At 28.0% G+C, this 22235-nt stretch carries 27 protein-coding genes, 1 pseudogene and 1 other annotated feature; of the genes and pseudogenes, 7 read left to right on the top strand and 21 right to left on the bottom strand.

Translation table 11 applies throughout. The features are described from left to right. Positions 1-108: 108 nt before the first annotated feature. Entirely contained in the window at positions 109-573 is a 465-nt protein-coding gene (locus CHL78_RS07960) for a staygreen family protein (RefSeq protein WP_094367215.1), read from the top strand. Between the two features lie 96 nt (positions 574-669). Here the strand turns inward: CHL78_RS07960 and CHL78_RS07955 are convergent, their stop codons facing one another. The 7 genes from CHL78_RS07955 to proS all read right to left on the bottom strand — a co-directional run bounded on the left by CHL78_RS07955 (position 670) and on the right by proS (position 5826). Continuing rightward, entirely contained in the window at positions 670-1191 is a 522-nt protein-coding gene (locus CHL78_RS07955) for a cob(I)yrinic acid a,c-diamide adenosyltransferase (RefSeq protein WP_094367214.1), read from the bottom strand. A gap of 16 nt (positions 1192-1207) precedes the next feature. Next, positions 1208-1579 (bottom strand): hypothetical protein, encoded by a 372-nt coding sequence (locus tag CHL78_RS07950; RefSeq protein ID WP_094367213.1) that lies wholly within the window; start codon positions 1577-1579, stop codon positions 1208-1210. Positions 1580-1736: 157 nt separating this feature from the next. After that, a complete protein-coding gene (locus CHL78_RS07945; protein WP_094367212.1) occupies positions 1737-2264 on the bottom strand; it encodes a hypothetical protein in 528 nt (175 codons plus the stop codon). Positions 2265-2355: 91 nt separating this feature from the next. After that, on the bottom strand, positions 2356-2919 hold the full coding sequence (locus CHL78_RS07940) for an HDIG domain-containing metalloprotein (protein ID WP_094369576.1): 564 nt from the start codon (positions 2917-2919) through the stop codon (positions 2356-2358). 121 nt (positions 2920-3040) lie between these two features. Next, positions 3041-3808, bottom strand: a complete 768-nt coding sequence (locus CHL78_RS07935; protein WP_094369575.1) for a hypothetical protein — start codon at positions 3806-3808, stop codon at positions 3041-3043. 125 nt (positions 3809-3933) lie between these two features. After that, a complete protein-coding gene (locus CHL78_RS07930) occupies positions 3934-4224 on the bottom strand; it encodes a hypothetical protein (RefSeq protein ID WP_094369574.1) in 291 nt (96 codons plus the stop codon). Positions 4225-4380: 156 nt separating this feature from the next. Beyond that, on the bottom strand, positions 4381-5826 hold the full coding sequence (proS, locus tag CHL78_RS07925) for a proline--tRNA ligase (protein ID WP_116041366.1): 1446 nt from the start codon (positions 5824-5826) through the stop codon (positions 4381-4383). Between the two features lie 52 nt (positions 5827-5878). Next, positions 5879-6084, bottom strand: a binding site (T-box leader). A gap of 265 nt (positions 6085-6349) precedes the next feature. Between proS and CHL78_RS21575 the strand changes: the two are divergent. The 3 genes and pseudogenes from CHL78_RS21575 to CHL78_RS07910 form a co-directional block, all read left to right on the top strand. Beyond that, positions 6350-6448 (top strand): annotated as a pseudogene (locus CHL78_RS21575) (replication initiator protein A); the annotation flags it as partial. Between the two features lie 128 nt (positions 6449-6576). Next, positions 6577-6822, top strand: a complete 246-nt coding sequence (locus CHL78_RS07915; protein ID WP_094368937.1) for a hypothetical protein — start codon at positions 6577-6579, stop codon at positions 6820-6822. A gap of 519 nt (positions 6823-7341) precedes the next feature. Beyond that, complete coding sequence (locus tag CHL78_RS07910; RefSeq protein ID WP_116041362.1) at positions 7342-8151, top strand: GIY-YIG nuclease family protein; 810 nt, start codon at positions 7342-7344, stop codon at positions 8149-8151. A gap of 703 nt (positions 8152-8854) precedes the next feature. Here the strand turns inward: CHL78_RS07910 and CHL78_RS07905 are convergent. From CHL78_RS07905 to CHL78_RS07885, 7 genes are all read right to left on the bottom strand, one after another. Next, positions 8855-9139, bottom strand: coding sequence for a hypothetical protein (locus CHL78_RS07905; protein WP_116041360.1), 285 nt, complete (start codon positions 9137-9139; stop codon positions 8855-8857). A gap of 129 nt (positions 9140-9268) precedes the next feature. After that, complete coding sequence (locus CHL78_RS20700; protein ID WP_158540656.1) at positions 9269-9445, bottom strand: hypothetical protein; 177 nt, start codon at positions 9443-9445, stop codon at positions 9269-9271. 226 nt (positions 9446-9671) lie between these two features. Then, positions 9672-10139 (bottom strand): hypothetical protein, encoded by a 468-nt coding sequence (locus CHL78_RS07900; protein ID WP_094369610.1) that lies wholly within the window; start codon positions 10137-10139, stop codon positions 9672-9674. Positions 10140-10293: 154 nt separating this feature from the next. Then, entirely contained in the window at positions 10294-10695 is a 402-nt protein-coding gene (locus tag CHL78_RS07895; RefSeq protein ID WP_094369609.1) for a hypothetical protein, read from the bottom strand. A 122-nt stretch (positions 10696-10817) separates the two neighbouring features. Beyond that, positions 10818-10961, bottom strand: coding sequence for a hypothetical protein (locus tag CHL78_RS20695; RefSeq protein WP_158540655.1), 144 nt, complete (start codon positions 10959-10961; stop codon positions 10818-10820). After that, on the bottom strand, positions 10951-11571 hold the full coding sequence (locus CHL78_RS07890; protein ID WP_094369608.1) for a hypothetical protein: 621 nt from the start codon (positions 11569-11571) through the stop codon (positions 10951-10953). Before CHL78_RS07890 ends, CHL78_RS20695 begins: the two co-directional genes overlap by 11 nt. A gap of 997 nt (positions 11572-12568) precedes the next feature. Beyond that, positions 12569-12826: an SHOCT domain-containing protein gene (locus CHL78_RS07885; protein WP_094369607.1), complete on the bottom strand. Its 258-nt coding sequence runs from the start codon at positions 12824-12826 to the stop codon at positions 12569-12571. Positions 12827-13008: 182 nt separating this feature from the next. Here CHL78_RS07885 and CHL78_RS21570 point away from each other — a divergent pair, with 182 nt between their 5' ends. Next, on the top strand, positions 13009-13350 hold the full coding sequence (locus CHL78_RS21570; RefSeq protein ID WP_094369606.1) for a tyrosine-type recombinase/integrase: 342 nt from the start codon (positions 13009-13011) through the stop codon (positions 13348-13350). Between the two features lie 73 nt (positions 13351-13423). Continuing rightward, a complete protein-coding gene (locus tag CHL78_RS07875) occupies positions 13424-14059 on the top strand; it encodes a site-specific integrase (RefSeq protein ID WP_094369605.1) in 636 nt (211 codons plus the stop codon). A 69-nt stretch (positions 14060-14128) separates the two neighbouring features. On the opposite strand, the gene CHL78_RS07870 is transcribed toward CHL78_RS07875, so the two are convergent. The 7 genes from CHL78_RS07870 to CHL78_RS07840 form a co-directional block, all read right to left on the bottom strand. After that, complete coding sequence (locus CHL78_RS07870; RefSeq protein ID WP_094369604.1) at positions 14129-14314, bottom strand: DUF1858 domain-containing protein; 186 nt, start codon at positions 14312-14314, stop codon at positions 14129-14131. A gap of 2 nt (positions 14315-14316) precedes the next feature. Continuing rightward, positions 14317-14994, bottom strand: coding sequence for a nitrite/sulfite reductase domain-containing protein (locus CHL78_RS07865; protein ID WP_116041358.1), 678 nt, complete (start codon positions 14992-14994; stop codon positions 14317-14319). A gap of 170 nt (positions 14995-15164) precedes the next feature. Next, positions 15165-15836 carry a Bax inhibitor-1/YccA family protein gene (locus tag CHL78_RS07860; protein WP_243446395.1) on the bottom strand — a complete coding sequence of 224 codons (672 nt, stop codon included), beginning with the start codon at positions 15834-15836 and terminating at the stop codon, positions 15165-15167. A 152-nt stretch (positions 15837-15988) separates the two neighbouring features. Continuing rightward, on the bottom strand, positions 15989-16882 hold the full coding sequence (locus CHL78_RS07855) for a sulfite exporter TauE/SafE family protein (RefSeq protein WP_116041354.1): 894 nt from the start codon (positions 16880-16882) through the stop codon (positions 15989-15991). 107 nt (positions 16883-16989) lie between these two features. Continuing rightward, on the bottom strand, positions 16990-17811 hold the full coding sequence (locus tag CHL78_RS07850) for a hypothetical protein (protein ID WP_094369191.1): 822 nt from the start codon (positions 17809-17811) through the stop codon (positions 16990-16992). Between the two features lie 131 nt (positions 17812-17942). Next, positions 17943-18929, bottom strand: a complete 987-nt coding sequence (locus tag CHL78_RS07845; protein ID WP_094369190.1) for a GIY-YIG nuclease family protein — start codon at positions 18927-18929, stop codon at positions 17943-17945. Positions 18930-19028: 99 nt separating this feature from the next. Further along, positions 19029-20795 (bottom strand): sensor domain-containing diguanylate cyclase/phosphohydrolase, encoded by a 1767-nt coding sequence (locus tag CHL78_RS07840; protein ID WP_116041352.1) that lies wholly within the window; start codon positions 20793-20795, stop codon positions 19029-19031. Positions 20796-21064: 269 nt separating this feature from the next. Here CHL78_RS07840 and CHL78_RS07835 point away from each other — a divergent pair, with 269 nt between their 5' ends. Continuing rightward, on the top strand, positions 21065-22141 hold the full coding sequence (locus CHL78_RS07835; RefSeq protein WP_116041349.1) for a M24 family metallopeptidase: 1077 nt from the start codon (positions 21065-21067) through the stop codon (positions 22139-22141). Positions 22142-22235 lie beyond the last annotated feature (94 nt).

The raw sequence follows: 22235 nt of genomic DNA, 5'->3' as shown, positions 1-22235 counted from the left end.
TTTCCTAGTAATGGCTAAGCTATTCTTTTTATTGATGAAATGTAACAATTATTTTCCAAATTTTATAGTATATACTAAGAATTATTTTGAAATATAAGGAGGAATAAGATGGGATTTGACTCTTTTCTAGATTTTAACTGTAATAAAATAAGAAGAACTATAGTGCCTCCTATGTCACCTACATGTCCAATAGAAGGAAGAAAGTACACTATGTATAGTTCAAATATTACTGGAGAGTATTTTATAACTGTTTCTAACAGATTTTGTAAGGATGCAGGATGTCAATTAATTAGAAATGATGTTTTTGCAGAATGGGCTCTAAATGATTGTGGTGCGCTTGTACTTTATGTGTATATAGATTTAGGAGATGAAAATAGCTTATTAGCATTTAGCAAGTATATCATGTTTAAACGATTGATACCAAATTATCTTCGCACAATACTTCATGGAGATAGAGAATTTTTTAGACAAAATAAATGTTTATTAAATAGACAAATTAGAGTTCATTTTATGTCTGAGTGTACAAAGTTTAATACTATTGAAAATTATGGTACTTTGAGAAACTATAGATAGGAGAGGTATATCCTCTCCTATCTATAGTTAAATACAATTTTTTTTATATTTCAATAGATCTTAGCTTCTTAAATATGGTGTGTGAACTGAATTTAGTTAAAAATCAATAAGAATAAGCTCCTTTTCATTATATCTTGCTATAGCATATAATGTATCTGATAGCCTATTTATGTATTTAATCAGTATAGAACTAATGTTCTCAACTCTATTAAGGCTTAATATTCTTCTTTCAGCTCTTCGACATATCGTTCTTGCGATATGTAAGTTTGCTGAAGCTAAACTAGTACCAGGAACAATAAATGCATTTACATTATCAGTCTTATTAATATATTCATCTATAATAGATTCTAATTTGTTTACATCTTCTTCTGTTACTTTTTTACTAATCATTTTCTCATCCTTTGTAGCCAATTGTGCAGATACTAAAAATAAATATTTCTGGATTTCTAATAATACATGCTTATCTTCTTCTTTGACATAGTTAGTACAAAGACCAATATATGAATTTAATTCATCTAAGGTGCCGTATGCCTCTACTCTCATACTATCTTTATCTATTCTACTTCCGTCATACAATGATGTTTGTCCATTGTCTCCTGTTTTTGTATATATTCTCATATTATCACCTCATAACTTAATTTAAGTAAATTGTATTCTTATTTACAATATCGTAAATTGCTTTTTGTTTACAATATTTTGCAATCTGCATTGCTTCATGCTTTTTTTCAGTAATTATGGATATATCAGTACTTAATTTCCCTTTACCATATTCTAACCATCCACCTATATACAACTTATAAGTATCCTCATTTATTTCTATTACTTTATTATTAAAAACATATTTACACATTTGATGTAAATTCATTTCAATATTAATAAGTGGTGTAATACTAACTACATACCCATATATTGGTTTTTCAAGCTTATTCTTATTATTTAGTCTAATAGTAAAGTCTTTCTTTTGATTTACACAGTTTTTGATATACTCTACAATACTTTCATTCATTTTAGACACCTACTTAAATTTTATTTCATAATAAATATAGTATTTTATAATAGATAGAAAATATGTCTTAAAAACAATTGTATGATATTACTTTTTAACTTGAATATAAAAATAGCACCTCTACATTTGTAAAGATGCTATTTATTAGTATTATTTTTTATCTAAAGTCTTGAATATTGTTTTCTATAGTCATATATTGAAGTATGCTTGGTAGAGGCAGTTTTCTACTCTCTATACCCATACCGAAATCTTCAAATGCTTTTTTTGCATCGGCTCCATATGTCTTAACAATACCTTGTTCTAATTCATGTATATGATTATATAGGTATTCTTTAAAGTCTTCTATTCTGTTTAATTTAGATATTTCTTCTCCTCTAAGTACATGCTTAAATATTTCAAATCCTTCACCCTTTGAAGACCAAATAAATATTCTATATGTTATTAGTGACATTTCTAGATATATTCCTGTGCTAATTGAGTTCATATCATTTATATTTTCGTATAAATGCTGATTAAAATCAATAAATCCACTAGGTACTACTTCGTATGTCTTTTGCTCATTATATTCTATATTATTACTTACTATTTTCTCATGAAAATCTGTGTAACCATCGCTTTCTATAAGAATCTCTGCAAGTTTCGTACTGTTTGCAAATACACTTTCTTTGCTTATGAAATCTGTCATTATTTGTTCTCCTTTATGTACTACATTATAATATTAAATTTATTTTATCATAATAAAATAAATTTAATAAGTATTTATTATCAATTATTAATTACAAATTTCCTTTAAGACCTATTTCTTCAGCAATATATCTCATACCTAGTATTGTGTGTTTTATTACCTCTTCTAAAGGCATATTAATCATCTTTGCACCATCCTCAATAACCTCTCTATTTACTCCTGCTGCAAATCCTTTAGAATTATACTTTTTCTTAACTGATTTTAACTCTAAATCCAGTATACTCTTTGATGGTCTCATTATTGCGGCTGCACTTATTAGTCCAGTAAGCTCATCTATAGTGTATAGCACTTTTTCCATATTACTCTCAGGCTTGATATCAACTACTAATCCATAACCATGACTTTGAACAGCCCTTATATACTCTTCAGCTATTCCTCTTTCTTCCATTATTTCTCTAGATTTTAAGCAGTGTTCATCTGGATACATATCATAATCTAAGTCATGCAATAAGCCAACTACACCCCATTTTTCTTCATCTTCATTGTACAACTTTGAAAAATATCTCATTACTCCTTCAACAGAAAGTGCATGTTTTATTAATTGTTCAGATTTATTATACTCATTAAGTAGGCTCCAAGCTTCTTCTCTATTCATACTTTATTTAATGAGAGATTAATAATTAATATCTCTCTCACTAACTTCACCTCCATTTATTTTTACTAAGATTTATTTAGTTTGTAATTATTAACTATATAAAAGCTTTTTATACCTAACCTTAATGTTGATTAGGTATTTGAGATTTTTCTGTAAAGTCAATCGCTAAATTGTTATCTAACACTAATATATACTTTTTATCTTCGGTAATGCTTATATTATTAAATATATAAGCATTGTATGTATCACTTAAAATTTTAATACTCTCTTCATTAACTGCTAATTTATCTAAAAATGCACTGTAATCATATATATTAAAAACTAAATCTAATATATTCATAGCTTCATCATCTAGAAAAATAACTTTTTTAACTTTCGGGTTTTGAGATTTATATTTTTTCACTCTTTCAATTGATATATAACGTGTTAGATACTTCGTTGTCTTCAGTGAAGCTTCTTTAGATAGAAATGGCTTTATTTTATATAGCTTGTACCAGAGATACGATTTTACAATACCACCCATATTATATAATTCTCTTAAAAGCTCTAAATCCTTTTTATTTAACTCTAAAAAAGTGTATCCTTTTATACTTTTTCCAAATTCCTTTAGTATTTTATATTTGCCTTCTTTATATTGAGCCATATACCAATAATCTTCTATATAGTCCGTAGTATTACTTAATTGGCAATGAAGCTTACCCTTTGATATGAAATTCCAATGATCTGATATTCTTATACTTCCTTCTGGCTTATAGTCCCATGTAATTTCATTTGTATTGTAGTAACTATCACTAAAAGGACTTTTATTTATATATTCAAATTTATTTATTTCATGTAGAGCTTCTTTTGGTATTATTTTCGATTCCTGAGGTATTAATATTTTTTTCATATGTTTATTCCTTATTTTTAATTTATAAGACTGTGTAGATAGTTATATTATTCTATAAATACTTATATTATATATTTTCACAATAAAAGCCTAAGATTATTCTTAGGCACTTATTGCATATTAAATTAAAACTTATCTAATAATTTATCTACTAGCTTTTTCGTAATGTCTTGTGCCAAACCACTTTTAAAAGCACTTGGTGCTTTCTTAGTATTACTTGCTTGATTGTTATTACCTTGTTTTTTAGGAGATTTTTTTCCTGATGTTTTTGAAGATTGTTTATTATTACTTGTTTTTTTCTTTGAAGATTGTTTATTATTACTGGATGTTTTATTGTTACCATTTGATTTTTTCCCTGATGTTTTTGAAGATTGTTTATTGTTTCCAATAGCTATTTTTCTACTATTATTGCTCATTTATAATACCTCCATAAATCATCTAAATTTATGTTCTTATGTATAAATATGAATATTTTCAAAGAAAGTTACCATATTTCAACAAGATATTTAAAAATACGCAATAATAAAGGAATCCATATATAAGTTTTATGGATTCCTTTTAGTTTTATATTCTTAGTATGCTTTAGCTAAATATACCATATGTTTAGCTTCTTTTGAACAACAGAAGCATTTTTTCCCGATGTTTTCTTGTTCAAAAGGAATACATCTTATAGTTGCTCCTGTTTCTTCTTTTACTTTAGCTTCACAGTCAGTATATCCACACCACATTGCTTTTACAAATCCTGGTGTTTCATCTATTACCTTCTTAAACTGATCCATGTTTTCTACTTTGTAAGTATGATTCTCTCTATGTGTTCTTGCTCTTTCTAGCATTGTATTGTGTATATTATCTAATAGGTCTATAATATAATCACTTATATTATCTAAAGATGTAGGTGATTTATCTAATAAATCCCTTCTAAATACCATAGCCTGATTATTCTCAATATCTTTTGGTCCTATTTCTATTCTTACTGGTATTCCTTTCATTTCCCATTCATTAAATTTCCATCCTGGTGAGTAATTAGGTCTATCATCAACTTCAACCCTTATTCCTTTATCTTTTAATTGTTTATATATATCATCAACTTTTTCAGTTACATTTCCTTTGTCTGATGCAATTGGTATTATTACTACTTGAGTAGGAGCAACTCTAGGTGGCATCACCAGACCTCTATTGTCACCATGAGTCATAATAAGTCCACCTATAAGTCTTGTGGTTACTCCCCAAGAAGTATGGTATGGATGAGACATATTACCATCTCTATCAGCAAACGTAATATCAAATGCCTTTGTAAAATGTTGACCTAAAAAGTGACTAGTGCCTGATTGTAATGCCTTGCCATCATGCATTAATGCCTCAATAGTATATGTTCTTTCGCCACCTGCAAATTTTTCACTTTCACTTTTTTGTCCATCTACAACTGGCATAGCTAATAACTCTTCACACATTTCTTTGTATATCTTTAACATCTGTATAGTTTCATCTTGTGCTTCTTTTGCTGTTTCATGAAGTGTATGGCCTTCTTGCCACAAAAATTCTGTTGTTCTTAAAAATGGTCTGGTTGTCTTTTCCCATCTTACAACTGAGCACCACTGATTATATAAATATGGTAATTCTCTATATGACTTTAACCATTTAGCATACATTGTACATATTATAGTTTCAGATGTTGGTCTTATACATAATCTTTCTTCTAGTTTTTTATTGCCTCCATGAGTTACCCATGCTACTTCTGGTGCAAATCCCTCTATATGCTCTGCTTCTTTTGTTAATAAACTTTCTGGTATTAATAGTGGAAAATAGCAGTTTTTATGTCCAGTCTCTTTAAATCTTTTATCTAAGAAGTTTTGAATGTTTTCCCATATTGCATATCCATATGGCTTAACAACCATAAAACCTTTTATAGGGGCATAGTCTACCAAGTCAGTTTTAGTTATAACATCTGTATACCATTTTGGAAAATCAACTTCCATTGGTGTTATTTCTTCAACAAATTGCTTTTCTCTTTTAGCCATATTACATTCCTCCTTAATTTTTAATATAAAAAAACCTTCCATCTCTATAATATATAGAGACGGAAGGTTATATTTCCGCGGTACCACTCTAGTTAGCCTATTGGCTCCCTCTATAGGATATAACGGTCCTTACCGTAAAGACTTTTTACTGTCTTTAAGCTAGAAGACTGGTTCAAAGATTTCCTCTTGGAAACTCTCAGCTACGTTTCCTCTCTGTGAAGATTTCACCTTTTAATATCTCTTCATCATCGCAATGCTTTATTTTTATTATATACAAATATTTAATATTAGTTACATATTTATATTATTGATAATGGTATACATATATACATTAATTGTCAAGTAAATAAATACTAATTTTTGTTTATAATGTTTATTATTCCTTTTTTAAGTTATTCTAAACTCTTAATGTAATATTTTTGTACTATTCTACACGTCGGTTTTCTCGACTCCTTCTATTAATAAAAAAGCGATGTGATTAGTATATCACATCGCATATTAACTAGAACAACTTTATTTTCAATTACTAAAATCATTAATGTATGAAACTAAATATAAAAAACTATCAGCTAATGCTAAGCTTGTATATGCAATGTTATTATATAGAACTAATTTATCATAGAAAATAATTGGTTCGATGAATTAGGTAGGGCTTATATAATATGTGAACTAGATGAGGTTGAAATATATCTTGGCTGTTCTAGAGGTACGGTTAATAAAGTATTAAATGAATTAGAAAAATTTAATCTTATGATGAAAGTAAAACAAGGACAAGGTAAAGCTAATTTATTATATGTTGCTAAGTTAACTAGAAGTATAAAAACTGAACTACTAGAAGTTCAAAATTTAGACGGAAATAAGACTGAATATAAAGAGACTGAAGTTGTTGTTGATATAGAAATATCACCTAGTAAAGTACAATTAGTAAAAAAATACTTTAATCTAAACTATCATCAAGAAAGTATAGGTGTATTGATAAGCTTAAAGAAGCTATAGAGATTACTATAGTTCAAGATGGTAAGTCATTTAGCTATATGTATAAGTCTTTAGAAAATAAAAAAGCCGATGCTACTGGCAGTCAATAGCAACGACCTAAAAAAATATAACACAAAACTCTAAAAATAAACCACCTAAATTTAAAGGTGGATTAAGTCACTGTAAGACTATTATAGAATTTGAAGGTAATCTAGTAGATACCAATGAATTGAGTTAATATGATTTCAATAGAATGGTTGACGAAAATCAAAGACTCAAATGGGTATAGATAAATGTATGTAAGCATACTAGAAAAAGTTACTTTTGGATTACGTTGGAGCATGTGAGAGACATACTTTGATAGAATTAATAGCGTATAAAAGAATACACACCTCAAAGTATCATCAGTCATAGGTTTTAAATCAGCTTTATCCATCCCATTTGAACCTTATATTCCCAAGACTTAAAGTAATCAAGTAGAATTGAGTGTTATTATAGTATATAATTTAACTATATAAAATAAGGGGGAATGGGTAATATATGTTAGATATGCTACATAGCGTCCTAGATGAAAGCGGACTAAAGTCCATGTTTGAAGTAAAGCAAATAGATGATCTACGAGAAAATCCTAATCCTGAAGTATGTTATAGAGTTAAGAGCAATATATACAGAATACGCTCTTTCGAACTATTCAAGATGGATTCTAATCTAAGATTTAGAGTTCTACTATCCAAGTATGTGGATGAAACATTACTTAATGCTCTTAATGAACTCAATAATGTTGTTTCAAAAGCCACTAGATATATCCATTTTCAAGCTAATACACTTGATGAATTTGTTGATATTACTAAGAGTATAAAGTCTGTCCTATTGAATGACGACATAATAAACAATTGTAAAAAATCTGCTCCTAGAGCAAAAACTTCACAGTTTGAGGGACTTGATTTACCCGATGTCGATACATCTCAGGATGATGTGTTAGGTCAGACATTTACATGGAGAGATATCATAAGCATATGGGAGGATAACTCTGAAGAAAATCAGTTAAATAAAACCCTAAGTCAGAATGGTATATACATACAACGCTCGAAGGATGGAAGAAGTAGATACATTGGAAGTGCCTATGGCGAAGGTGGTATAATTGCTAGATGGATGAGACACCTAAATTCAAATGGCGATGCACAACATCTTAATCTATTTATTTTAGAGAACGGATATAATGAAATAGTTTTCTCTGTAATAGAGTTCTATCATGGAGAAGATATAATCAAGAGAGAAACTCAATGGAAAAACATATTAGGTACTTTAAACGCAGGCTCTTATAATGGTATACAGCTTAATAAGAACTAATACTAATAGAAATGGCTAGTATATGATTTCATATACTAGCCATTTCTATTAGTATATACTCTCCTTTAATTAGATATTATTTTCTATATTATAGCATAGCGTTTCTGGATACCTTAATTTTAAATTTTTATAAGCGTTAACCGAATACTTAACTAAAATTAATTTTTATATTCCTTCTATCTTATAGATATTTTCTACCCAGTAACTTAACGAACGAATTTTTCCGTTGGTTAAATCTTTATTACAATTAATCATATACTGCTAGTTGTTACTTCTGTATTTTTATCATATATTACAATCACTTATGTTCAAATTATCCACATAAAGTTTCTAATGTGTTAGGTCTGATTGATGATTATGTGCATATTTGATACTCTTATAATAAGCATAAAAAAGACATCCGTTGGCAGCTAATGTCTTTGAAGGGTGGTGAAGTTTATGAAAATAACAATCGAAGTAAATAAGGAAATGGCAGTTTCTTTATTATTCGCATATACACTGTTACAACAAGTGTTCACAAAGTAATTTTTTGTAATTTTAATTGAATTGATTTTATTTTAAAGTTTAATTTACAAGTTGTAAAGTGGTCATAAATTTATAAAAAGGCTATATAGTAGGATACTTCTACTGTACAGCCTTTTTATTTTCTTGTATTAAATTTATACATATATATATCATATCGGTTTCATTTTTATAACAAGTATTATCTGTGATTACTCATATACTCTTTCATTGCCATCGATAATAGCTCCTTCTTAGTAAATCTCTTATTATCTTCACAGAACTGTCTCAATTCGTCATCAACAAAAGCATCTACTCTTACTGGTCTTGGAGGTCTCTTTAAATGACTATCATCTTGAAGGTTAATAACTATATCTGAAGTACTTTTTTGCTCTTGACCTAGTCTAAACCTCTCTATCATAGCTCTAAACATATCAAAGTTCTCATTGAAATACTTCATATTATCAACTTGTATAACTTCATGCATAACATTTTCGTTATGTATAAGTAGGTTATCTTCTTGTATAGCTTCTACAGGTGTATAGCACTGTAGAACCTCTTCATTTTCACTCAGTTCTTTTTGTATAACTTCGTGTATAACTGAGTCTTTTATATATTATCTTTCTTTTGGGTCATACTTATATCCATGCTCATTTATTACCTTTTGAAGCTTTTTCTCTCCAATTCCTATATCTTCTCTTATTCTAATTACTGTTTGACCGTCTGCTAATTTATCATTTAAGTACTCTATTTGTTTATCTATATTCAACGCTAAAAACTCTTTAATTTTCATATGCATCCCCCCTTTATACAGTGAGTATAACATATATACTTATAATAAAAAAAGCCTCTTGATCTATGATCCTTACATATAACTCCTTAACACTCCGTCATTAACTTTTGTAGTTTTAATTATTAATTGTATTTAACTTTGTAGCAATTATAGTATCCATCTAATCCATATTTCACACTAAAGACTAGGTTTTAACCTATCCTATTTTTAAAATTATTATTTATTATTAATTTAAAATTAAACTTGTTTTATCATCTAATCTTATAAAATATCCATCTTGTAATTGTACATATGTAAAGTTTTTAAAAGTATCCGCTGTTATTAATATATAATTTGCACCTATTCCCTCTCTTATAGTATACCACCCATCTTCTGATTCTAATTTATAATCTCCTGCTGGAAGGTCTACTCCTACTTCAAATGTACCATTAGTTAACAATTCTGCATCTAAAAAATCTAATTCTACTTCATTTTTTGGGTAAATAGTACAATCTTCTAATTTAACATAATTTCCATCTTCTACACTAAAATAATCAAAGTTAGTAAAAGCATCACTTAATAATGTTGAACCATAATCATTACTTAAATCTTTTGTAACTTTATAACTTCCCATATAAGCATCTTCATCTTTTAATACAAAGTAATCTCCTGCTGGAAGGTCTATACCAACTTGATACATACCATTTCCTAACATAACACTATATTCTATTTCTTCAGTAATAGTTTCATTATTTGACTCTTCTATTTCATTATTGATTTCTCCACTTGAACATCCTACGGTTAATAATCATATTAATATAGCTATTGGTAATATTTTTTTAATTTTCATGTCTTTTCTCCTAAGTTGATTAATAATCTAATAATTTAAATTCTAAATTTTCTATATCTACATTTACATATCCTAGTGGTATTTCAACTAACTTTGTATCTCCTGGTGATATATTAATATAATCTGATTCACCCTCTTCTAATATAACACCATCATAATCTTTTAACTTATAACCAATTTTTATATTTAATGTTTTATCAGCTATATTTTTAAATTTAGCTTCTACTTCTTCAGCATTTGAATCAAATATAGGATCAATATATGAATCTATTTCCCAATCTAAGTTTTTAAAGTATTCATTAAGTTTAGGTTCTAATTCTTTATTTTCTTGATTTCCTAAATATGAACCAAATAAATAAAGTCCAACAATTACTATAATTCCACCTGTTGCTAATTTCTTAATTATTTTTGCTATTTTCATGTCTATTTCTCCTAGTGTTTTAATTTCGTAAAATTGTCAGTTAATTTTATAACTTGTCCATTTGTTGCATCTATTTTCCTTTCTAATCCTTTTATTTAAGTCAATGTAGTTGCCATATTATTTTACATAAATATTAATCCATTGTCATTTACTTTCGTTTCCCATATGTCTAATATTTTAGATTCCAGCAATTCATCTATCATATCTGAAACTCTTTGCTGCGTGACTCCTAAGTCTTTTGCAAGCAAATCTTGTTTATATCTCATATATGCTACTCTGTAAACATTCCTTCAACTTAAATGCAAGCGTAGTAAAATTAAAAGGTTCTTCATCCCCTCCATTAAAACTAGAACTTTCTATAGCTGTTAGCTTTCTTGTTAAACCGGCACTATTTAATGCTCTACCAGTCACACCTCTAACAATTTTTTCACTTGCATTAGCTTTTGTATATTCTATATCATCAATAAATAGTTGAACTAATACAATACAAAGCCTTCTAAACTCTGAATAGTTTATTTTGTCATCTGAGTAAGCTTTATAAAGCTTTGCAAGATACTCTACTTTTTTTACTTCATCTAAAGTATCCAATACATATATAAGTTTCTCTCCGAAGTCCTTATCATCTTTAATGGACTTTTCATAAAATTTTTGGCGCTCATTTGCTGATATTCCATTCATATGGTATAAAAATTTAGTTAGCTTCTTATAAAAAAAAGCATCCTTAATACTACTACCTACTCGAAAAACAGAAGTAATAGTATTTACAACAGGAATATCTTTTAATATATCATCTTGTAAAAAAGTATCTAAACTAAGTTCCAAATATTCAGCACTTATGTCTTTAGTACTACAAAGAATAACTTCACCTATATTCATAGTAACACCCCCTAAAAATAATAAGGATATTATATAGTAACTACTTATATATGTACAAGTAGTTTACTATTAATAACTATCCCTAAGAAAGATATATACATTACTCTTTAGCTTCTTAGGAAACAATCTAATTCTCTTTTGTTGTTCCCATCTTATTGCTTCCTTCATTTAACCATCTTTCATAGTTGTATCAATAGGTTTTAATATATCTTAGGTTGTCAATGCTCCTAATGAAAGGTGGTGCTTTTCAGTGAGTGAGAAAACTAGTCTCGTAATCTTATGTATATCAAATGTGGCTTTAGTGATATAGCTACTGTACAGACTCTTTAAGTTTAACAAGTTGGTTAGAGATAAACTAGGAATCAGCGATATTATAAACAGAAACAATTAGCAACTTTTTTGTTACGAAACATATGTAACTTGTAAATTCTTTCGTAATCTAATAATGTGTATCTAACGCACTTCGTTTGTTTCTGCACGTTGTACATACAGGGTAAACCTTAAAAACCCTGTCCTGCCCTCGCTAACTCGGTTTGGGCATTCCCTAAGGAGACTGCATATTTTTTTCTTTTGTTTTTTGTTTATTTGATAGTAGTGCTGTAACCTGATAATAAGTAGTAACAACCGAACCGCAAAAAAAGGTTCAAACGTTAGAAAATAACCATTTTAAAATATTTTCTAGTGGTCGCAGAAAGTTGAAATCTATTCTTAAATACTTCCATCCAGTATCTTTATTTCATCTAATATATCAGTTTATCTAGTGCATAGATAAATATATTCTCTTCTATTCCTAATTTTCCGGGTGTTATTTCTTCATCCATGTTATATAGCTATTAGTACTTTTTGTTTTGTATCTAGTTTCATTTCTATTTCCCTTTCTTCTAATAATTCTATTTAACTTCATTATATAATAATATTATACAAATAAACCAAATATTTTTATTTGTTTTAGTTTATATTTTTGTGTATATTAAATTAATATATTTTCAGATAGATCTTAAACCTTACTCAATAACTCAGATTTTTTATTCTCAAATTCTTCTTTAGTAATAGCGTTAATATCTAATAACTCTTTAACTTCTTTTATTTTTTCTGTAGGTGATTTTTCTATTTCTTTACTCTCGAGCGTTTTAATTCCCTCTAGTTCTAATTTTGATTTTTCGTAATCCTTGCTTTTATTAACTAATAATTTAAATTTATCTAATTGTGCAAAGTATTTTTTAATATCTTGGTTATTAATATTTTGATTAAACATCGCTGTCCTGCATAGAAAAGTTTTACTATCTAATAAAAGTGTACATGTAGTATCTATAAGAATTGTACTTTGATTATATGTACTAGTTAATGCTATTATTTGTTTTCTATTTCTATCTTTAAAATCTAGGAGGTTATTGAAATATGAGTATAAGAAAACGTAATAAAACTTGGTAATACACTATTGATTTAGGCATTATAGCTGTTAAAAGAAAAAGAATATCTAAGAGCGGATTTCTGACCAAGAAGGATTGTGAAGTTGCACAAGTTCAAACACTAGTTAATTATAATCTAAGAGGTATTGTAAGAAAAGACTGTAATATTACTTTCTCTGATTATCTAGATATCCTTTATGAACAATATGTACTAAACAATTGTGCCTATAGAACCCAAAAGAATTATGAATCCATTATTAGAGTTCATATAAAACCATTATTAGGTATGTATAGGTTAAACAATATAACCACTTCAATTCTTCAAAGCTTCTTCTTAGAAAAGTACAAAAAAATTATAGAATTATATTAGAACCATTGAAGCTACTCTAAGGGTTGCATTTAAGTACGCTATATATCCTTCATAACTAATTAATACTAATCCTATGGAGTATGTTAATATCAATAAACTTAGGTATATTGATTCTGAAGATGTAATATTAACTAAAGAGGACGCATATAAAGTATTCTCTTTTGTTAGAGATATAAAACCTATGCATGAGATATTTTATAAGGTACTATACCATACAGGTATGAGACTTAGTGAGTTAAGTGGTTTAACTTGGGACAATGTTGACCTAGATAAGCGTATTATAAAGGTTAGACAACAAATGCAATTCCAAACTAGTAAAGGTCATATACTAGTCCTTTTAAATACTAAATCTAGTGGAAGAGATATTCATTTTTGGAATACCTTATATGATGAATTAATAAATCAGAAGAATAAGCTAAATGATTTGAAAATTCATAGTCAATTTGTATGTAGCAAATACAATGGTAGCGCAATTTATAAAGAAGATATAGAAAAAGTGAACAGATTGATTAATCGAGAATTGTTGAGGTTTAAAGCTCACTCTGTAAGAAAACTTCATGCGACAATGCTAATAGAAGCAGGCGCAGAAATAAAAAATGTATCTGCAAGATTAGGACACTCTAATACTAGAATCACCTATGAAATCTATGTAAAAAATACTAACCGCCTAATAGATAAGACAGTTAGTATCTTCGAATCAGTATTATAACTTGACGACATTTTGACGACAAATTATATTTTTACGTGTATATGATTAGTATATAACATCACATATTAACTATTTTTCATTTAGTTTTGCTAATACTTCTTCTAAATCTACTCCATGTATAAAACATGCTTGTTCTAATGTCTCCATAGTAGCTGAAGGACATCCTAAACATCCCATCTCATACTGCATAAGTATTTCTGGTGCATCCTTTTTCATTTCTAATATTTCTCCGATTGTGTTATCTTTAGTTATCATAATTATAATATCTCCTTTAAGTTTAATTTTTCTAATATATCTTTTCTAAATTTTTCAATACTTATTCTATCTATGAAGTCTCCAAGCTTTTCTCCCTTAGGAGCATTATCCTTGTAATAATCTAATATCTCTCCAACTAATTCAAATGCTTCTTTTTCATTTAATTCTTTAGTTACAATATCAGATTGCCTTGGATAAAAACCAGCACTACCTCCTACAGTAACAAAGAAAGTACCATCTATATCTACTATCACACCAATATCTTTTGAGTATACACTTGTGCATGCATTTCTACAACCTGCTACTCCTATTTTAGTTCTATTGGGTACTTCATACCCATGAAATTTCTTACTTATCTTCATACCTATGCCTATTGTTGGATATTTAGATCTTTTACAATAGTTTGCTGGGCACATCTCAACATTTTTTACAGAATATTGACTGACTACTGCAGGCTTCATATCAAGTTCTTTCCATATTGATTCTAAATCTTCTTCTTGTAGATTTGTTATTAATATTCTTTGACCAGAGTTTAATTTCAAAACTCCATTATATTTTTTTGCCACCTCAGCTATTTTTATAAGCTGATCTGGTAATATAAAACCACCTGGAATATGTGGTGTAATTGCATAGGTTCTTTTACCATCTTTAATCTTTTGTAGATTACCGTAGTTTGCCATTGATTACTCCTCATGTGTTAATTTAAACTTATTATACAATATTTCATTTTGAAAGTATGTAACATTTGTTACATAATAAAATTTGTTATGTAGAAATTAAAATGGAAGCAATATAATTTTTATATTACTTCCACTATCTTATACCTTAATAGTATTTTAATTAAACATAATTAATCATTAAATCTATCGACTATATTTAATAAGTCTAGTAATATATTGATAAAGTCAACGTATAGATTTAGCACATGAATAGATAAGTCATTTTTATCTACAATATTCCCCATACTAATATCATACTTTATTAAACTTATATCGTATAAAACATAAGCAGAGAATATTACCAATCCTACAATACTAATTATTAAATTAGTAACACTTGAACCTATAAATATATTCACAATACATACAACCAATAAAGCTAATGAAGATGCAAATAAAGTGGGCCCTAGACTTAAGAAATGCCCTGCATCTTTTTTGTGAGATATAAAAGCAAGAAGAGCAAATAAAATTATTGCACCTATCAATACATTTATTACAATATCTGTTCCTAAAGATTGTAAATAATAGCTAAGAATAGGATACATAAGTATTCCGTCTATAAACGTAAATACATAAACAAAGTTCATTGAAAAACTTCTTGGTATTATGCTTTTTCTTGAAAAAATAGCTGTAAGCAAAAGAAACAACATAAAAAACATTAATATCTTATTAGCAAGATATACAAAACTTACTGGCAAAAATTCCTTACCTATGAAAAAACCTATAAACATAAATAAAATAGAAATTGCTAAATGTTTATAAATCTCAGCCATAGGATTTATTATTCTATGTCTCAAAATCATGTCCTCCTAATTTAAGTTAGAATATATTATATATTAAAAACATTAAATATACAATTAGTTTTAGAATATAATGATTTATAAGTATATTTTCGAAAAATTTATTGTTCAAAATAAAAGACTGTATCTTTTACTGATACAGTCTTTTATCTATTTTAACCTATTTTCATATCTTCTAATTCTAAAGTATCTTTCTCTAGTCCAGATTTTAGCATAGTTACTGATGTATAAGTTACAACAGCTACTACTAACCACTTTAACCAGTATACTGGCATATTTGTAACAAATAGTAATGCTAATATAGAACCTACTACACCACCTATAGTTATACCCATAGATATTTCTCTTTCATAAGCATCTTCTTTAATAAACTTAGTACTTGCTATTGGTCCAACGAAAGAAGAAGCACCCATCATTATAGGAAATGCTGCCTTTGGATTCATTCCAAGTAAAGCTACTAGAGCCATACATGGAGCGTATAGGCCAATACCAGCAGTCATTAATGCTCCTAATATAAAGTTACCTACTATACCTATTATTAACTTAGTTCCAGTAAGACCCATTGCATCTCCACCTGATGGCATAAGTCCAACTTGTCCAAGTACAATAAGAACTGCTGTACCTGCAAGTGCAATCCCCATAGTTAATTGAACTTTCTTCTCTGGTAACTTAGAAATAATTCCTGCACCTATCCAAGATCCTATTACAGCTGATACTATCATACTTATTAATGTAAGAATATCCACTCCTATTGAATTCATAGACATAAATGCTTGAACTATCATTGGAAGTGTATGAGCAACATTTAAGGTCCCAGGTAGTAATTTATCAGGTATATTAATATTTTTACTTAATTTTAAAATTCCAGTTGTAGTAGCAAAAGATCCTACACCAATTGCATCTAAAAAATCAGTTATAAATCCAATAAGTATCCCCTTATTAAACATTCCATTTTTACTTTTGTCTCTGTTTTTCCTAAAGTCATTTGCATAGATTGCAGTATATCCTGTTGTAACTACTGCTAATAAGCCTAAGATTGCTTTTAACATTTAAATTCTCCTGTACATGATATTTTTTTGTCATACTAAAGAGAATTATAACATAAAGGAATACGATTTTCTATAGAAATAGGTATAAATTTCCTTTATATTATTAGTTAAAAATCATCATTTAAAATTTCTCTAGGCCATGATAATAAGCTTTTTCTAGATATCTTTAAGTCCTTTTCATTAGGGAAGTTTAAATCACAAAAATAGTTATGATAGTTTGCTGTCCAAACATACTTATCCCAAACTCTAGTATTTTCTTTATGTATAGTTAGTAGTTCTTCTACTTTTTTCTTATGTTTTAGTAATAATTCATATTGGATTCTCTCAAACTCATACTCATTATTACATTCTGTATAGTATTTAAATATTGTTTCTAAGTAGTTTAGGAACCATTGTCCGTCATTATCTATTAGTATCTTACTTTTCTGGGGTGCATTATCATAATAATTTATATATTTTTTTAGTCTTTTAGTTGCTCTTTTATCAAGGATAATTCTAGGGTAGCATGCTAATTGACTTTCAGTATGATGTGCATCTAGTAATGCAGGACCAAACACTATATCTTCATTTATGTAAAAATCCCCCATACTTATTCCACCTCTAACAAATAAACCTTCAAGTGCTAGATTAAATTGATACTCAGATACATTTTGTAATATTTCATCAAGTTCTTCTTCTCCATCTCCTTTAATAGGATAGGCTACTACCATATTATCTGTATAAATTTTAATTTTTCCATAAGTGTATTTATTAGGTAATATACACTGCTTATTTTTATTTATTAGATAATTTATCTCTCTTAATAATTTATCTCCAGTACCTGTACTGCAAGAATCTACTATCATCTGAGAAAAACCTAGTATATCTATAGCGCATACTACCGAATTAACTAGTGATGGATTATCAGGATCATATTTTTGTATATTCATATAAACAACTCCTTAATTATATTAATTTTGTCAATTTTTAATAATATTATTTTGAACTCTTTATATTTATATTATTATATTCTATATGAACAAAGCACATTTGACTTTTATATCAAAGGTACTTTGTTTATCTACATTATAAGATAGTTTATACTCTCACTATTTTTAATATAAGAGTGTATAATATTTATTGTATCTATATTGTATTTTGTTATTTCATTCTTAGAGTTTTTTACTCTTATGCCTTTGTACATTTCAAATACAAGACCTTTGACACTTAACTGTTCAAATGTATCTACATTTAATATTTTTGAACTTAAAATACATCCACCCTTAATTAGATATAACTTATATTTACTTTCATTAATATTTGTCCATACTAAGATTATTTCTTCTTTCTGAGCAGTATCAATAATCTGCTGTTTTTTTAACATACTCTGAATTAACTCTTTGTTACTTTGAATTACTTGGGCCTTTTCAAAGTTTAACTCTTTTACTTCATTTGCTATCTTTATATCTAATAGATCTAAGATTTCTTTATTTTCACCTTTTAAAGTACTAATTATAGTATCTATTATTACTTTATATTCATCTATTGATATAGCTCCTCTACACGGACCTATGCATTTACCTAAATCATAGTTAATACACTTAGTATGTTTTTTACAACTTGGTAATTTGTAAACCTCTGTGAGAATATTTTTTATTTCTTCAAGCTTTCTATCCATAGTATAAGGACCAAAATATATACTACTATCATCTATATCATCAACAACTTCAATAATAGGGAAATCTTTATTCTCATTTATCTTTATATATTTATAATTCTCAAACTTTTTCATTAAAGTATTATACATCGGTTTAATTTCTTGAATTAAACTACATTCTAAAATTAGAGCATCCAATTCAGTATCTGTAGTAATAATTTCTATATTACTTACGTTTTTAACCATCCTTTGTATTTTCCTTGAATGGTTAGCAGATTCTGCAAAGTAACTTCTAACTCTATCTTTAAGTTTCTTAGATTTTCCTATATAAATAATATTATCCTCTCTATCTTTCATCATATAAATTCCTGGGCTTAGAGGAAAATTACTTATTTTTTCTTTTAGTTCCATTTTGCTATCTTTCCTACTTTCTTTTTATTGCTAAATCTTTTTAAAAAGACTGTAGATATATTTATAAAAGCAAATTTATCTACAGTCCGTATAATCAAATTATTTAAATTCGCTTTCTCTTAGACACTCTAAAAAAACCCGAGTTATATTTGGATCAAATTGTTTTGAAGAGCATCTTTTTAATTCTTCTATTGCTTCTGTTTTACTCATCGCCTTTTTATATACTCTACCATTTGTCATGACATCATAGGCATCTACTACACATACTATTCTAGCTAACAAAGGTATTTCTTCTCCCTTTAATCCTCTAGGATATCCACTTCCATCCCATCTTTCATGATGACTTAAGACTCCCTGAGCTACATTTTTTAATTCACTAGATGCCTGAACAATTCTAAACCCTTTTTCAGTATGGGTTTTCATTATTTCAAATTCTTCTTCTGTCAACTTACCTGCCTTTAGTAATATATCTTCGCTTATTCCTATTTTGCCTATATCATGTAATTGGGCTACTATTGTAAGTTCATCCAACTCAGCTATTTCTAAATTTAATTTTTTACCTATCTTTATAGCATCTTGTACTACTCTTTCAGTATGTTCTTCAGTTTCTGCACTCTTTGCTTGAAGACCAGTTCTTAGAGAATACATTATTGAACTTTGTATGCTTTTCTCTTGTAAAAGTTTTTGTCTATATACCTTATCTTCTGCTTCTTTAAAAATATCGTATATATCCTCATATACACTTTCTTTTATAGAAGCACCTAAGGATATACTAAGTTGAATAAATTTGTGCTTGTATTCTCCACATTTTTTAATAATTTTCTTTATTATTAGTTCGCATTCTGCTTGTGTAGTGTTAGGTAGTAAAAGTACAAACTCATCACCACCGATTCTGCATAGCTCGCATTTCTTATGACATACTTCTTGTAATACCTTAGTGATTAACTTTAATAATTTATCACCCTCTAAATGTCCTAATGTATCATTTACTAATTTAAGACCATTTACATCTCCCATTATTATACCTACTGGAAGATATTTTTCTTTTGAGAGTTCTTCTGTTCTTTCATCAAAATAAGCTCTATTATAAGCACCTGTTAGAACATCAGTATAACTTAAATATTTTAATCTATTTTCAGCAAGTTTTCTATCAGTAATATTTACCGAATGCCCAACTATACCATTTACATCTCCATTTTTATCTAAGATAGGTTTCTTTGCTACTTGTCTATATTCTTTGATACCATCTTTATATTCAAATACGGCATCATTTTGCAAACTTTTTTTAGTATTCTTAATTAGCTCATCATCATTAATAAACTTTTGTGCGAGTACTTTATTATGATTTATATCTAGGTCAGTTTTACCAATAATATTATTTATGCCTTTATCTTTATAGAATTGTTTACATTCTTCATTAGCATAGACATACTCGTGTTTCTTATTTTTATAGAAAATTTCCCCTGGCAGAGTGTCTATGATTTGATTAATTAAGTTTTTTTGAACCTCTATCTCTTCTTCTTTTTCCTTTATATTACTTATGTCGTTAACTATCCCCGATATAGCTAGTAATTTATTATCATCATTTACTATAGGAAAAATTGTACATTCCCTATACTTGTTAAATATGTATAACTGTTTAGTTACTATTTTTCTTTCTTCTAAAACCTCACTGCAAAGATTATTATATTCTTCAGATATTAAATTATCAAATATATCTTTAGTATTTAATCCAATAAAATTTTCTTTCTTTTTATTATGTAAGTTTACGTAAGACTTATTAACAAAGATGTAGTTTAAGTCTGGATCTTTAATCCACATAGGATAATGTATATTATCAAGTAATAATTTAAATATATCGTACATACAGTTTCACCTCATTATTAATGTAGGGGATATGTTATTGATAATTATACCATACTATGTCGAACTTTGTATTTATATTTTCTTTATTTATTATTTTGACTTTTTAAGTATTTATGCCTACTAGGTATTTAATTGATGTCGTATTTATAATAGCTGAAATATATATTTTATAATATTAATCTTAATAGTTATAATAGAATATATTAACCTCTTCTTCTCCTTATGGTATAATATGTAAAACATAATTTTTCACAAGGAGGAATTTTAATATGAAAATCCAAAGATTGAATGCAGTAATTGAACAAATGAAAAAAGACAATATACCTCAAATGTTAGTTACTGACCCTACTGCTATCTTCTACTTAACTGGCCAAATGATTCATCCAGGTGAGAGATTAATAGCGCTATATTTAAACACAAGTGAAAACCACAAATTTTTTATAAATAAGTTATTCCCTGTATATGAAGATTTAGTCATTGAGAAAGTATGGTTTACAGATGTAGATGACGGACTAAGCATTATAACTGAGAACGTTGATAAAAATGCTTTAATGGGTGTTGATAAAAACTGGCCAGCAAGATTCCTATTGCGTTTAATGGAACTTAAAGGCGGAAGTACCTTTATTAATAGTTCTTACATAATAGATACACTAAGAATGTGCAAAGATGATGAAGAAAAAGATTTGATGAGAAAAGCTTCTGCTTTAAATGATGAGGCTATGCAAAGACTAAAAGCTACTCTTCCTGCTGGATTCACAGAAAAACAACTTGCAGGAGAGTTATCTAAAATATATGAAGAAATTGGTGCTGATGGATTCTCATTTAAACCTATAGTAGGATTTGGTGCTAATGGAGCTGATCCTCATGCTTCTGCTGGTAATGCCTTTGTTAAAGAAGGAGATGCTGTTATATTTGATATAGGTTGCGTGAAAGACCACTACTGCTCTGACATGACTAGAACAGTATTTTATAAGAGTGCTCCTAAAAAAGCTAGAGAGGTATTTGAAATAGTACTTGAAGCTAATAAAAGGGCTATATCTTTAGTTAAGCCTGGTATTAGATTCTGTGATATTGATGCAGCAGCTCGTAATTATATAACTGAAAAAGGATACGGAAAGTATTTTACTCATAGAACAGGACACTCTATAGGTCTTGAAGTTCATGATATGGGAGATGTATCTTCTACTAATACTAATGTATTAAAACCAGGAATGATATTCTCTGTTGAGCCAGGTATATACTTACCAGGTGAATTCGGTGTAAGAATAGAAGATTTAATAATGGTTACTGAAGATGGATATGAAAATTTAAATAAACATGATAAGGAACTATGCATTATCGGATAGTATATATAATCACTATAATAACTTACATAATAAGTTATTATAGTGATTTTTAGTTTGCTTGTAATCTACTATTACAGGCTAAATTAGGATTTCT

Source organism: Romboutsia weinsteinii (genome assembly GCF_002250835.2).
Taxonomy (GTDB): domain Bacteria; phylum Bacillota; class Clostridia; order Peptostreptococcales; family Peptostreptococcaceae; genus Romboutsia_A; species Romboutsia_A weinsteinii.
The sequence above is the reverse complement of the archived record's forward strand: the minus strand, read 5'-3'. Positions and strand labels throughout refer to the sequence as shown.